Raw genomic sequence first — 15308 nt, 5'->3', positions numbered from 1 at the left:
CGATTGACCTGTTTTTCGTTCATTATATTTTGTCAATGGCGAATTTTGGACAAACAGCTAATAACCACCAATAAATAACTATTAACTACTAACTTACGTTTTATAATACAAGTAATTTTGTACTAAAAAATCTGTTTTGTATTTACGTATGTACCAGCAGAAAATATGGCGAGAGCAATTGAGCGAATTGAGCGTGATATACAATCATTAGAAGCGGCGATCGCACTTGTCGCCCAGGAATTGTATGATTCTTATACTGCCTATCTCAGTTCATTAGGACAAGCAGTACGACAGCAGTTAATGCTGGCAACGTATCACCTATGTACACAAGGATACCCAGAAGCTTTTTTGCGTTTGTCCTTGAGTCAGCGACAAAAGGTTCAACAAGCGATTCGTAATTTAGGCACAGAGACAGCTGAACAACTTCTGAAGTACATCAACGCGGAACCAGAGGTATCAGAATTAACTAATGAATCTATTAATAGTGAAGAGCGATCGGCATCTGATAACTCTTCAAATGATTATGATATGGAGGATATCCAGGCAGCACTAGGTTTTGATTTGACAGGTGAGGTATTAGAAAATACTGATGATAGTCCAAATCCCTTGGCATTTGTGGAATTATCATTGAGTGACGAAGATTCTCCTTTTGACATGGGAGAACTAGATGCAGATGAAGACTATGAAGATGGTGAAGATGGCGAAGAGGGTGAAGAGGGCGAAAACAATGAAGAATTGAAAAAGGAAGTTCTCGAAAGAATTCCCGCTTCCGTATTATCGTCATTGTCTTCAGCCTTCCCATTTTCCAAACTTACCCCGCCCAAACCTTTACATTTTTCCAAAATTAATCCATCGAATCCCGTCGAAATTAGTAAATGGCAACAAAGTCTAGAAATGGCATTGCAATTTACCTTAAAAAAAGCCTCACGGGATGCAAACTTATCCATTCAAAAATCCGGAATTTTACCGAAAAAGCTACCTGAACCAATTTTAGAGATAGCTGCGGTGGCATCTGAAGCTACAACCGAAGTTATGCCTGGACCACCAAATTTGATCAACTTAGTCATAGAAGTGGATGGAGAAAGGCGATCGCCACGTAGCAATTCTGAGCGCGAAGCTTTCCCGGAAGGGGCAAGAATATCGCGTAATGCTAAACTGACCAAAATTATGGCTATTCACCTACGCTTGGGTGAAATTGAGTTTGCTGATGTCGCTCTGGCTGCAAAACGCAAGCAAATTCGTATCTTGATGGGACAGTTGCAAAAACTACGCCGTGATTACCTGAAAAAACAACGTGAACGTGCTGTTGTGGAAGCCGAAAACGCATGGCGTGCCAGTTGGTTTGAAGATTAGTTATTTATTGATTGGTTATTAGTTATTAGTTATTAATTATGAGTTATCAATTTTTGTCTTCATTACCCACTTAACTATTAACTACTACCTATTGACTATTAACTAATGATTGAAAAACCAGATTGGTTACGATTGCAAAAAGCCCTCACCATCGAAGCAGAACAAGGTTTTACTGACTTGATGGGGAGACAATATCGTTTTAGCGAATTTTTGTGTTTAACATTCGGTAAATTTCCCACAGGGATGCTAACCGAAATAGATGATACACCAGAAGAGTCCCATCGCGATCGCTGGCAGCAATTAGCCCAGGAATTTGCCAATTATCCCCATCTAGACATCGAAGCACGTCAAAGTTTAATCGCCCAAACCCGTCGTTATATTTACCAACTACAAAAACTGGAGGAAGGGGGAAATAAAGACAGTGGGCAAATCAAAAAGGACGCAAGCACTTCTTCAGTCTCCATATCTCCTGCAATTGCCAATCCTAAATCCCCCATAGTCGCGGAAATCAGCAAAAGATTAGCCCCCAGCATTAACCAGAAACTCAGTGAATTAGCGGAAATTGGCCCCAGACAAGCTGATAAATTAGCCCGCCTTGGTTTATATACCGTTCGCGACTTGCTTTTTTACTATCCCCGCGATCATATTGACTATGCCAAACAAGTCAAAATTATCGAATTACAAGCAGGGGAAACGGTGACAATTGTCGCATCCGTCAAAAGTATAAATTGCTTTACCAGCCCCAGAAACAAAAAATTAACCATTCTGGAAATGCAACTGCGGGACAATAGCGGACGCATGAAAATCAGCCGTTTTTATGCAGGTGCTAGGTATGCCAGTCGCGGATGGCAAGAAAGTATAAAACGGCAATATCCAGTTGGGACAACCCTTGCCGCTTGCGGATTAGTCAAAGAAAGTAAATATGGCAAAACTTTAGACAATCCCGAACTCGAAGTTTTGGCACATCCCGGCGACACTATCGAATCCTTAACCATCGGTCGTGTCGTCCCCATATATGCCCTCACCGAAGGCGTAGTTGCTAACCTGGTGCGTCAAGCAGTAATTGCAGCCCTACCAGCCACATACAACCTCAAAGACCCTTTACCGAAAGGTTTGCGAGACAAATACAACTTGATGGAATTGAAGGATGCGATCGCGAATATTCACTTTCCCCCCGATAGTGACTCTTTGCAAGCAGCCCGTCGTCGTCTTGTGTTCGATGAATTTTTCTACCTGCAACTGGGTTTACTCCAACGTCAACAACAAGCTAAACAAGTCCAAACTACTGCCGTATTTACCCCTCGTGGTCAATTACTCGAAGACTTTTACAAAATTTTGCCTTTCCAACTCACAGGGGCACAACAACGTGTTGTCAGCGACATTCTCGAAGATTTACAAAAACCTGTACCGATGAACCGTTTAGTTCAGGGTGATGTCGGTTCTGGAAAAACAGTTGTTGCCGTCATTGCTATTGTTGCCGCCATCCAGTCTGGGTATCAAGCAGCACTAATGGCTCCCACTGAAGTATTGGCAGAACAACATTATCGCAAGCTAGTTAGTTGGTTTAATCTTTTACATTTGCCCGTAGAATTACTGACTGGTTCAACCAGAACAGTAAAAAGACGACAAATTCATGCCCATTTAGAAACCGGAGAATTACCCATACTGGTGGGAACCCATGCCTTAATTCAAGACCCAGTCAACTTTAACCGTCTTGGCTTAGTCGTCATTGACGAGCAGCACCGTTTTGGGGTCGAACAAAGGGCAAAATTGCAACAAAAAGGCGACCAACCCCATGTATTAACAATGACAGCGACTCCGATTCCCCGCACCCTGGCATTAACCATTCACGGGGACTTGGATGTGAGCCAAATCGACGAATTACCACCAGGACGACAAGCGATACAAACTACAGCATTAATGGCAAGTCAGCGCAGTGATGCCTACGACTTAATCCGTCGGGAAATTGTCCAAGGGAGACAGGTTTATGTCGTTTTACCCTTAGTGGAAGAATCAGAAAAATTAGACTTGCGATCGGCGATAGAGGAGCATCAAAAATTACAAGAAGCAATTTTCCCGGAATTTCAAGTTGGGTTATTGCATGGGCGCATGAGTTCCGCAGAAAAAGACGAAGCTATTAGTAAATTTCGCGATCGCCAAACACAAATCTTGGTTTCTACGACTGTTGTCGAAGTGGGTGTAGACGTGCCCAATGCCACGGTAATGCTGATTGAACATGCCGAGAGATTCGGCTTATCACAGCTGCACCAATTGCGGGGACGTGTGGGGCGGGGTGCAGCAAAATCCTATTGTTTGTTGATGAGTAGTTCCAAAAGTCCCGATGCACAGCAAAGATTGAAGGTGTTAGAACAATCGCAAGATGGCTTTTTTATCTCAGAAATGGACATGCGATTTCGAGGTCCCGGTGAGGTGTTAGGAAAAAGGCAATCTGGTGTCGCAGATTTTACCCTAGCCAGTTTAGTTGAAGACGAAGAAATATTAGTTTTGGCGCGCCAAGCTGCGGAAAAAGTTATAGAAATTGACGTGACTTTAGAGCGATGGCAGTTGATGAAGCAAGAATTGCGATCGCGCTATGAGCGGTTAATGGGTGGGGCAATCTTAACATGATTGACGACGAGTCAAGCTAAAATTATCAAGTTGCGATCGCACTAATAGTTCCATTTCTGGATAAGATATCAAGTTAAAATCATTTTGAGAGAATACCAATATTTTTGCTGATGAGCGGTTGAGAATTCAGTTGCGACTCAAAATCAAAAATGTAGAGGAGAGAAAATTTATGGTGGAAGAAAAACAAGTTAATTGCCAAGTTGATTGTGTCAATGGTTGTGTTTTGGGTGATAAGTGTCCTAGTATCGAGCATCGTGAAGCGACATCAAAGTTTATCGAAGATACTCCGTTAGATAAAATGTTGGAAATTGCCGAAGCGGCGCGGATGAAGAAAATGATGGAACCGCCCAAATGGATTTTACCTGACGATATTTAATTTTTTGATTTTGAGTTAAGTGGGAAGGCGGAATTGTTGGTAAGATGCATTTCGACTACCCTCAATGCTCAAAACAACTACTGAATTAGGGTTGAGCATATAGGAGTCAGATTTGATTATTGAAAATATACGTAGGGTACGTTAGCGACAGCGTAACGTACCATTCGCGAGGATTTGGTGCGTTACGAACTCTGTTCTAACATACCCGACTACGAGATTTTATAAGTGCAAAGCACAGGCTACGCCAACAACAATCAAACATGATTCCTATGGCAATGCACAGAGCTTGAGTATCGAAACCCGGCATTTGCTTTGCTCTAATTGAACCCGATTACTTACTGAGGATTCAAAACTATCTGCATCTGTTTTATCACCAGTAGTCTAGGAAAACATGATTATGAAAGCTTCTGTTATTTTTCCTATCTACGTTGTATATTCAGCGTTAATTTTGACGTAATCGTAACTCAAGTCACACCCCCAAGCTATTCCCGAACCATGTCCGTTTCCTAAATTAACTTGAATGACGACAGGGTTATCAACTCGCTGCGGTGCAACATTGCTCATATTGGTAGCAGTCACATTTGCTGGCAGAGATGAATTTGCGGAAATTTGCTTTAAATAGGCACTGGCTTCAGCGCGGTTAAATTGTAGAGGTTGTCCATTCTCCATCAATAAAAAATCACCCAACTGTATCCGTAAATTCTCTTGTTCAAACGCCACGCCTGCCCGTCCAGCAGCCGCCGCAATTCTCCCCCAGTTGGGGTCATGTCCAAAGATTGCAGATTTAACTAAAGATGAACCAACGATAGTTTTTGCTACCTGACGAGCTGCGTGTTCATCAGCTGCACCTGTAACTTGAACTTCGATTAAACAAGTTGCTCCTTCTCCATCACGGGCAATACATTTAGCTAAATGCTGGCAAACTGCTGTCAACATTGCTTCGAGTTTCTCTGCTTCTGCACCGATGTCTGTAATTGCTGGAGTCCGAGATTCTCCATTTGCCAGAGCAATTAAACTATCATTCGTACTAGTATCGCCATCAACGGTAATCGAATTAAAACTTCTATCCGCCGCACGGGAAACCATTTGCTGCCATAGATGAGGTGATACAGCAGCATCGCAGGTGACAAAAGCTAGCATTGTCGCCATATTCGGATGAATCATCCCCGAACCCTTGGCAATTCCCCCAATTCGCACCGGACGATCGCCTATATTAGTTTCTAGAGCAATACTTTTTGTGACTAAATCTGTGGTGATAATTGCCCCTGCCGCCGCATCTCCACCAGTTTCCGAAAGGGCTGCCACAAGTTGCGGGATTCCGCTTCGCATTGCCTCCATTTTGATGCGCTGTCCAATCACTCCCGTTGATGCCAGGAGGATTAATTCTGGCGAAATATTTAATGCTTTTGCGAGTAATTCCGCACTTTCTAGAGCATCCTGCATTCCCTGTTCCCCTGTCGCGGCATTCGCTTGTCCAGCATTGCAGAGAATCGCACGGGAACTGTGTTTTGCCTGCAATCTTTCTTTACAATAATCCACACAAGCCGCTTTCACGTAACTTGTTGTAAACACCCCTGCGGCGATCGCATCTACATCTGAAACTATTAAAGCTAAGTCTGGTAATCCCGAAGGTTTTAATCCAGCTTTGATTCCTGCTGCTTTGTACCCTCTGGGTGCTGTAACTCCGCCTGTAATTTCCCACCAGTCTGCCATGACTCTTTCCCATTGATGACTCGACTGGCGATTATATCAAGTTCGTGTCACCAGTTAGTGATATTTTGTTAAATGTCTTTGCACAAAAAAGAGAGCCACTTGCGTAGCTCTCCGGATCATCAGGGTGCATCTACTTAACACATACTATCACTATAGGGATGAGGGGCGCTACCCATTATTGTAACTTTTCTGGTAAAGATTTTGTAAAGATATCTTTAAGGCTTTACACAGTCTCAGTATTTGGGTGCTGCTGATTCAATGTCTGAAATCTCTGGGTGAGGCTAATTCATCCTGCTATTGTGCAAGGTAGTATTTGAGTAGAAACCTGGTATTTTAATTCGGTTTAAGTCAGAATAATTCTGTGCTTTGAGATTAGGCGTTGAGTTTTTTCTCCACCAACTCGTTAGTGAGACGAGGTTCGGCGAGTTTGTTTGTTTTTTTCAGGACTTGTCCCACAAAAAAGCCTTTGAGGTTGGTGTTTCCGGCTTTGTATTTTTCGTATTCTTTTTGGTTGGCGGCGATAACTTCATCGACTATGGGTTCAAGAATCCCAGGATCAGAAATAAGTTCCTTACCAGCGAAGGCTTTCTCAGGAGTAACACCATTGAGCAAATCGGGTAACTTTTCTTTAGCGATCGCATTACTAATTTTGCCACTTTCGAGGCGAGTAATCACATCTGCGAGATTTTGGGGAGTTAAACCGATTTCGGAAATATTCAGTTTTTGCTTATTTAGGTAAGCAGCAATATCTTGGGTAATCCAGTTAGCAGCAATTTTAGCATTTGCTCCCGATGCGATCGCAGCTTCAAAATATGCAGCAGTTGCGAATTCCTCCGTTAACACACGCGCATCATAAGCTGAAAGTCCCAATTCTTCTTCATAGCGATGGCGTTTACTGGCGGGAAGTTCGGGTATATCGCCTTTCCAAGTGGTAAGCTGTTCGCTAGAAACTTCAATTGGACCCAAATCTGGTTCTGGGAAGTAACGATAATCGCTGGAACCTTCCTTTTTCCGCATACTGATAGTACGTTGCGAACCTTCCTCCCAGAGTCGAGTTTCTTGAATAATTTCTTCACCCGCTTCCACAGCCTCAATTTGACGTTCAATCTCGTATTCAATCGCTCTTTGGATAGCGCTGAAGGAGTTCATATTTTTGATTTCGACTTTTGTGCCAAATTTTTCTTGCCCGACAGGGCGCACAGAAATATTTACGTCACACCGTAGCGAACCTTCTTGCATGTTACCGTCGCTCACACCCAAGTAACGGACAATTCGCCGTAATTCTTGGGCATATTCCGCAGCCTCTTGCCCAGAACGTAAATCCGGCTCGGAGACAATTTCCACCAAAGGCACACCAGCACGGTTGTAGTCTACTAGAGAGTATGCGGAACCGGAGAGTCTGTCACTGCCTGCATGGACTAATTTGCCTGCATCTTCCTCCATATGTAGGCGAGTAATACCAATTCTTTTGCGAGTCGGATTCCCATCCTTATCAATCAACTCAATTTCTAACCAGCCATGTTCCGCAATCGGTAAATCGTATTGGGAAATTTGGTAATTTTTGGGTAAGTCGGGATAAAAATATTGCTTGCGATCGAATTTACTATATTTAGCAATTTCACAATTCAAAGCTAACCCAGTTTTTACCGCATATTCCAAAACCTTTTGGTTGAGAACGGGTAATACTCCAGGCATACCCATACAAACAGGGTCAATGTTAGTATTAGGGTCAGCACCGAATGCTGTGGAGCTATCGGAGAAAATTTTCGTGTTGGTACTGAGTTGACAGTGGGTTTCTAAGCCAATAATCGCCTCGTACTCAGTCTTTACAGTCGTAGTAGTAGACATAAAAATTATAAATTTGCTTTTTTCTCGTTCAGGGTATTATTTTAGCTTATACAAAAAGTGCGATCGCTCAATAACTGCTTACTTAACCTGAGTTCGGGATCAGCTGAGATAGTGGTTGTGATGTTACTTTATTCAAATTTCAGCACAATTCCTTGAATCCAACTAATATTTTTTCTGTTGTTATGGCTAAAACCAAGAATTGGGAGAAGTTTGGGGGGAGATTTTCTTCCCGTCAAACTTGGGACGGTTGCGTCCCCCAAGCCCCCTGCAAATAAGAAATAGAAAAATTTTTGGGTTTGACAAATTGCAACGCTTCTTAATTCAAATTGAAACAAAACTCTTAACCCGAACTCAGGTTCCCTTAGGCAATTTTTTCTTCCTGTTGTGCTTGCCAATAATATAAAAACAGCACAATTGCAAATATAGGGATAATCAAATCAACAATAGATGCAGAGATGACGTTACTAATAATACTGTTTGAAAATACAAACGGGATGCCAATGATAATTGACATAATCAACAATAAAATAATCAATACACAACTAATGCTAAATATTTGCCAACGCTTTCCTGTGGTTAAATTAGCGCTGCGCTTTAAAACTACCGAACTGTTTCCATATCCTTCCACAATCACAATTGATGTAGTCAAGGAGTATCTCACAGCTAACATAATTCCGGGAATAATAAAAGCAATAGTACCTAAGACAATAAATATTCCCACTACTAAATTTACGGTAAATAATTTGCCCCAATTTTGTAGTCCAACAGACATTGCATTAGTATAATTAAAAGCTCCACCTCGTTTAATTTGCCACACACAGTAAACAATTGCACCAATATAAATAGGGTCTAGAATTGCACTAATTAAACTAGCAATTCTGACTTCGTTGGCAGCCTGTAGTAATTCATTAGTAGTTTTTGGTAAATTAGATACTATGACTTCATTCAAAATATTAGCTGGAAATCGAATCGAGAGAACAATTAAGCTGAATAAAACGAAATTAGCAGCATAGATTGCGATCGCATCTTTGATTTTGTCCATTTTATTTTTCCATATATGGGACTTTTACATCCACTATCAGATTTTTTAGATCATAATTATCCCATTGATAAGCACTATCTCAATACCGCCAGTGCCAATTACTTCTACCAAGGGAATTGTCCTCAAACTGGTACATTACTCAAACTTCCACGTACTCCCCTAGTGGAAAATATTGCTCGTGGATTAATGCAGTATTTAGCCAGCGATGAACAATATTCCCGCGAAGGCAAAATGTATGGCATCTTACTAGTTGAATTACCAAATGGCGAACAAGGAATACTCAAAGCATTTTCGGGATTATTAAATGGATGTAGTCAAGTTGCAGGTTGGGTTCCACCTATCCCTGGAAGAGATGCAGTCGCTTTAGATGAAAGTCGCACTTTAGCAGAATTAGATAATATTAAACAGGAAATAATTACCCTGCAACAAATACCAGAACGCCAACAATATCAAACTATAGCTCGAGAATTGGCAGTGCGATCGCAAAATCTTCAGCAAGTTCACCAACAACGTAAACAACAGCGACATCAACAGCGACAAATATTTACTGCAACCCTGACTGGAGAAACATTGGCGCTAGCTCTTGCAGAACTCGATGCCGCCAGTCGTCAAGATGGAATTGAATTAAAATTATGGAAACGCGAAGTCAATCAAAAAACACATTCCATTCGACAAATTATAGAAGTTGCAGATAAGCGCATTGTAGAACTCAAACAACTTCGTAAACAACTTTCTCAACAACTTCAAGCACAAATGCATACCACATATTCCCTGACAAACTTCTTGGGGATATCACAAACTTTACGACAATTAATGCCTTTAGGTTTGCCGACGGGAACAGGTGATTGTTGTGCGCCAAAACTACTACATTATGCGGCTATAAATATATTAAAACCCTTAGCAATGGCAGAATTTTGGTGGGGTGAACCTTCGAGAATTGGTGATAAGATACCAGGAGAATTTTATGGGGCTTGTGGGGAACGTTGTCAGCCGATAATGGGGTTTTTATTATCTGGAATTGGAGGAAATCAAGCTAGGGAAAAGGAAAAAGTGGAGAAACTTGATTTGGTGGACAATAAGACACAAAAAAGTTGTGAAAATATCTCCCCATCTCTAATTACTAATCCCCATTCACCACTGCCAATTATTTACCAAGATGAATATTTAATTGCGATTGATAAACCAGCAGGATTACTTTCTGTTCCTGGTAGATATCATCATACCCAAGATAGTGTTCTCAGTCGCTTGCGAAATCTACTCCCAGATGGAATGAATTTAATGGCAATACATCGATTAGATCAAGAAACTTCTGGTATTTTACTATTCGCTCGTCACCTGGATATTTATCGCCAAATTAGTCAGCAATTTCTCCAAAGACAGGTGGAAAAAATTTATGAAGCAGTGCTTTCTGGTTACTTAGAAACTCAGAATGGTGTCATCAGATTACCATTATGGGGAAATCCCGAAAATCGTCCTTATCAAGAAGTTAATTTCACCAATGGGAAAGCAAGTGTAACCCATTATAAAATTCTGGAAAGACAAAGCAAATATACCCGTGTGGAATTTCAACCAATCACAGGAAGAACTCACCAAATTCGGGTACATGCCAGTGATAAAATGGGTTTAAATATGCCGATTTTAGGTGATAAATTGTATGGGTGTCAGGCAGATGTGAATCGGTTACATTTGCACGCTAGAGAACTTACTTTTAGACATCCAAACTTCAGCAAGATATGTAAATTGGTCGTAAAAACACCATTTTAATCAATAAATCTATTACACAACGGCGGCAATAAAGCCACCATCCAAAAATGGTTGAAAAACTTATATAATCCTCTGTCTTTCTTTTGCCCTCTTACAAAGTTAGACGTGAAGGAAACCGACACCTTCTACTTTGCGCTTTTTACTTTCGTCTTCACATACTAGCTACCGAAGGGCAAGAGCAGCTTAAAAAAAAATAAAGGTTACTGAGAGCCGGATATGCGATTCTAGATACAGTCAACACGATAAAAGAAAAAGAAGTTTTAATAATAATCATGCAAGAGCGAAAACCAACAGCAATCATTACAGGAGCTTCCTCTGGAGTCGGTTTGTACACTGCAAAAGCCCTTGCTAACAAAGGATGGCATGTGATAATGGCTTGTCGCGATGTCCGCAAGGCTGGAGACGCTGCTCAAGCTGTGGGAATGCCACAGGGTAGTTATAGCATTATGCAAATTGATTTAGGCGACTTGGAAAGTGTACGCCGATTTGTCCGGGAATTTCGAGCCAGTGGTAAGATTCTCAAGGCTTTGTTATGCAACGCCGCAATTTACATGCCTTTGCTGAAAGAACCGTTGCGAAGCCCAGAAGGTTATGAGTTGACAATGACAACCAATCACCTGGGGCATTTCTTGCTGTGTAACCTGATGTTGGAAGATTTGAAAAACTCGCCAGAGTATGACAAGCGAGTGGTGATTTTGGGTACTGTCACCCACAATCCCGATGAGCCAGGTGGAAAAGTTTATCCTCGCCCCGACTTGGGCAATTTTGAAGGCTTTGAAGCTGGGTTTAAAGAGCCAATTTCGATGGTTGATGGGAAAAAATTTGAACCCGTCAAAGCATACAAAGATAGTAAAGTTTGCAATGTGCTAACCATGCGGGAACTACACCGACGCTTCCATGACTCCACTGGGATTAGCTTTACCTCACTTTATCCCGGATGCGTTGCCGATACACCCCTATTCCGCAATCACTATCCATTATTCCAGAAACTTTTCCCCTTGTTCCAAAAGTATATAACTAAGGGTTACGTTTCTCAGGAATTAGCCGGAGAAAGAGTTGCCTCGGTAATTGCCGACCCAGAATTTAAGCAATCTGGTGCATACTGGAGTTGGGGAAATCGCAACAGCCAAGAACGTAAAGCATTTGTGCAAAGAGTCTCTTCCCAAGCTCGTGATGACGAAAAAGCTGTGCGTATGTGGGAATTAACAGCTAAATTAGTGGGAATTGCCGACGAAGTCGGAGTTGGTGCGAATGTGAGCGATCGCATTGCATAATGATTCAATAATCATATGGTGTTCAGGTAGTGCCTTTGAGGGTGTTGCCTAACACCATATAGTTAGCAAATCCAACAATTAGGATTTTTGACTCACTTTGATAGCTGCCAAAGTTGAATTTCATAACACAGATGACTTTCAAAGATTTTCTTTGCTTGCAAACCTTCGACAATTAGTTTTTCTAACCAGCGCTTAAATGCCCAACTGCCGATGGCATGTATGGGTGGTACAGCTATCTTGACAACGTCAGCAATATATTTAATCGTCGTCAACCCAAAAGTTCGGAAATTCTCAATACTCAAATCAATCGTAGGTGCGATCGCATGAGAAATATCTTCTGTTTTAATTAAACTAAAGCCAGCTTTTTCCAAAGCAATCTTCAGTTCGCTAACTACATGGCAATTGGAAAAAATGCCCTCTGTATATTCGGCATCCGCACGCATCATATCAGCAATCAGTAAGTAGCCGCCACGACTCAGTAAACCAGCCGCACCTTCAGCTAAATCATCAACAGCAATATATTGACTACTTTCACTAAACAGGATTAAATCGTATTTTTTGGATGACTGAAAGTCTTCAAATCTCGTCAAATGGAAAGGAATTTTACCCTTGGTATTCTGAATAAACTTTTCTTCTTGAATGATATCAGGAGCTAACCCCTCAACAGCAAAACCGCGATCGCCTAAGTATACTGCGTTACCACCTATACCACAGCCAACATCAAGGATAGTATTAACACCTTCTGGAAGAAAACTGAAAAGCTTCTCTGTATATGCTTTTTGGGCAACACGTAGGCGGGATATATTCAGTTCTTCACCTGGTTGTGGCAGTGGTTCCCAATACCCATAATGGAGATAGGAAGAACCTGTAATTCCCATATAGTAATCTATCGCTGCATTCTGGTAGCGAGTTGGCTTGGGAATTTGAGTTATTTTTGGTTTCTGCATTTAGGCTTGGGTTTTATAAAATAATGTTGTAATTACTTGTAATCTCGCAACAGGTGTTCCAGTCTCTGCATGGAAGCGATGATTTTAACGCTAATGTCACCTGCAAGCATTGCATGATCGGGGGACGCTAAATATTACAAATTTTTTCTTAAGTTAATAATACAATTCTGTAAATAAACCGCAATAGTTTACAGGAAATCATTTGACTGGGCGACTGTCAGTAACGAATGTGGATTAAATAAATTACAAAAGTGCAGTTAGCGCAGCGTCGCACACCATTTTATATTCCATGAGAATTGCAAGTTATTAAATTCCCGTTCTTAAGTGTGGTTCATTTACCCAAAAAATCATTGAAACCAATAACAGCTGACAAACACCGATAAACTCAAGCTATACTAACCAACGAAGCTTTAACCAAAATGGGCATTCGCCGTGCAATCCTTTGACTTTACTACCCTAACTGCGGTTTGTAGCGAACTGCGCCAAAGCTTTTTACCATCGCGTCTGGAACAAGTTTATCAACGCGATCGCGCTACAATTAGTATTGCCCTGCGTACGCTACAGGGACGGGGCTGGCTAGAAATTTCTTGGCATCCCCAAGCGGCACGTTTACATATTGGTGATGCGCCTCCCCGCACTCCCGATACTTTTACTTTCAGTCAGCAGCTCCTTAGTCAGTTAGGTGGTTTAGCACTTGTAGAAATTGCAACTACATCACCTTGGGAACGGGTTGTTGATTTGCAATTTGCCCGTCGTCCTGGGGAGGATGCTTTATACCATGTCTATGTGGAAATCATGGGCAAGCATAGTAATGTTGTGCTGACAAATGCCAAAAATGAGATTATTACTACGGCTCATCAAGTAAATCAACAACAATCAAGTATCCGTACCGTCCTCACGGGGCAATTGTATGAATCACCACCCAGGATGACGAATACCATACCGAGTCTGGAGGAATCTTCGCAACGCTGGCAAGAAAGAGTCAGTTTATTACCGGGCGCGTTAAAAAAACAATTACTCAAAAATTATCGCGGTACGTCCCCAGCCTTAATTCAGTCGATGTTAAAGGCTGCAAATCTTGATTTGGAAGTGAATACTGACTCCTTGAGTGTAGAAGAATGGCAAAATTTATTTTTACACTGGCAGTCATGGTTGGGATGTTTGCAAAAACATCAATTTGAGCCTGTTTTTTTGGAATCGGGGTACAGTGTTCTTGGTTGGGGTGGCATCGAGAAGGCAGCCAATACACAACAATTGGTAAATAGCTACTATACAAGCCAGTTTAATCAATTAATATTTTCTCAGTTGCGGCACCAATTGAGTCAAAAGCTTAACAATATTTTGGAAAAGCTGCGACAGAAGGCAATCACCTTTACTGAGAAATTGCAACAAAGCGATCGCGCGGATGAATACCGCCAAAAAGCAGATTTACTAATGGCACATCTGCATACCTGGGAACCAGGGATGAAGGAAATGAGACTGGCTGATTTTGAAACTGGAGAACCTGTAACTATCACTCTCGAACCAGATAAAAATGCCGTAGTTAATGCCCAAATTCTCTACAAAAAGCACCAAAAATTAAAACGGGCGCGTGCAGCCGTTGAACCATTACTGGCAGAAGTTAGTGCCGAAATCGAATATTTAGAACAAGTGGAAGCCGCAATCACTCAAATTGAAACTTATCAAACAGCCGAGGATTTACAAGCCTTAGAAGAAATTCGCGACGAATTGGTTTCTCAAAAGTATATCGAAGATACAGGCTATAAAAGTCGCGATCGCGATGAACCCACTTTTAATTTTAGACGCGATCGGACTCCCAGTGGTTTTGAAATTCTGATTGGACGCAATAACCGTCAAAATGATCAACTGACATTTCGTGTGGCTAGCGATTACGATTTATGGTTTCATACCCAAGAAATTCCCGGTAGTCATGTCCTTCTACGCCTCCCAGCTGGCAAAGTTCCCGAAGAAAGCGATTTACAATATACTGCCAATATTACAGCCTATTACAGCCGTGCCCGCCAAAGTGAACAAGTTCCTGTAGTTTATACCCAACTCAAACATGTCTACAAACCCAAAGGTGCCAAGCCAGGAATCGCAATTTACAAAAATGAACGTATTCTTTGGGGACAACCACAATTAGCGAGAATAAAGTTAGTTTGAATGGCGAATAAGCCAATTTCGGGAAGAAGGCGTTGTTTTCAGGGCTTTCTCAACTTTTTTAACTGGATAGTTATTTTTGCCATTCTCCACTAGACTTTTTTTTAGAAAAGTCAACTAAAATTTTGTGTTGGATGTTACAATATTGTTAAGAAAAGTTTCCTGGTGCGCTTTGAGACGCGCAAACGGGACATACTCTACTG

At 41.5% G+C, this 15308-nt stretch carries 10 protein-coding genes; 6 read left to right on the top strand and 4 right to left on the bottom strand.

The window, feature by feature from the left end:
* The first annotated feature begins 165 nt into the window (after window positions 1-165).
* The 3 genes from VB733_RS06315 (at window position 166) to VB733_RS06305 (ending at window position 4357) form a co-directional block, all read left to right on the top strand.
* Window positions 166-1353, top strand: coding sequence for a hypothetical protein (locus VB733_RS06315; RefSeq protein ID WP_323339241.1), 1188 nt, complete (start codon window positions 166-168; stop codon window positions 1351-1353).
* Between the two features lie 105 nt (window positions 1354-1458).
* Window positions 1459-3981 (top strand): ATP-dependent DNA helicase RecG, encoded by a 2523-nt coding sequence (gene recG, locus VB733_RS06310; RefSeq protein ID WP_323339240.1) that lies wholly within the window; start codon window positions 1459-1461, stop codon window positions 3979-3981.
* Window positions 3982-4150: 169 nt separating this feature from the next.
* Window positions 4151-4357, top strand: a complete 207-nt coding sequence (locus tag VB733_RS06305; RefSeq protein WP_096616140.1) for a hypothetical protein — start codon at window positions 4151-4153, stop codon at window positions 4355-4357.
* Window positions 4358-4780: 423 nt separating this feature from the next.
* Here VB733_RS06305 and argJ read toward each other — a convergent pair whose 3' ends face one another.
* The 3 genes from argJ to VB733_RS06290 form a co-directional block, all read right to left on the bottom strand.
* Complete coding sequence (argJ, locus tag VB733_RS06300; protein WP_323339239.1) at window positions 4781-6070, bottom strand: bifunctional ornithine acetyltransferase/N-acetylglutamate synthase; 1290 nt, start codon at window positions 6068-6070, stop codon at window positions 4781-4783.
* A gap of 372 nt (window positions 6071-6442) precedes the next feature.
* Window positions 6443-7918 carry an Asp-tRNA(Asn)/Glu-tRNA(Gln) amidotransferase subunit GatB gene (gatB, locus tag VB733_RS06295; RefSeq protein ID WP_323339238.1) on the bottom strand — a complete coding sequence of 492 codons (1476 nt, stop codon included), beginning with the start codon at window positions 7916-7918 and terminating at the stop codon, window positions 6443-6445.
* 361 nt (window positions 7919-8279) lie between these two features.
* On the bottom strand, window positions 8280-8960 hold the full coding sequence (locus VB733_RS06290; protein WP_323339237.1) for a hypothetical protein: 681 nt from the start codon (window positions 8958-8960) through the stop codon (window positions 8280-8282).
* Window positions 8961-8975: 15 nt separating this feature from the next.
* Between VB733_RS06290 and VB733_RS06285 the strand changes: the two genes are divergently transcribed.
* Both VB733_RS06285 and VB733_RS06280 read left to right on the top strand, forming a co-directional pair.
* A complete protein-coding gene (locus VB733_RS06285) occupies window positions 8976-10724 on the top strand; it encodes an RluA family pseudouridine synthase (protein ID WP_323339236.1) in 1749 nt (582 codons plus the stop codon).
* Between the two features lie 272 nt (window positions 10725-10996).
* Window positions 10997-11998 (top strand): protochlorophyllide reductase, encoded by a 1002-nt coding sequence (locus tag VB733_RS06280; RefSeq protein ID WP_416336294.1) that lies wholly within the window; start codon window positions 10997-10999, stop codon window positions 11996-11998.
* Window positions 11999-12090: 92 nt separating this feature from the next.
* Here VB733_RS06280 and VB733_RS06275 read toward each other — a convergent pair whose 3' ends face one another.
* A complete protein-coding gene (locus VB733_RS06275; protein WP_323339235.1) occupies window positions 12091-12945 on the bottom strand; it encodes a class I SAM-dependent methyltransferase in 855 nt (284 codons plus the stop codon).
* A 432-nt stretch (window positions 12946-13377) separates the two neighbouring features.
* On the opposite strand from VB733_RS06275, the gene VB733_RS06270 reads away from it, so the two are divergent.
* Window positions 13378-15108: an NFACT family protein gene (locus tag VB733_RS06270; protein ID WP_323339234.1), complete on the top strand. Its 1731-nt coding sequence runs from the start codon at window positions 13378-13380 to the stop codon at window positions 15106-15108.
* Window positions 15109-15308 lie beyond the last annotated feature (200 nt).

This window comes from Calothrix sp. UHCC 0171 (genome assembly GCF_034931845.1).
Lineage (GTDB): Bacteria > Cyanobacteriota > Cyanobacteriia > Cyanobacteriales > Nostocaceae > Brunnivagina.
Note: the sequence above shows the minus strand (reverse complement) of the source record. Positions and strands in the feature narration are given on the sequence as shown.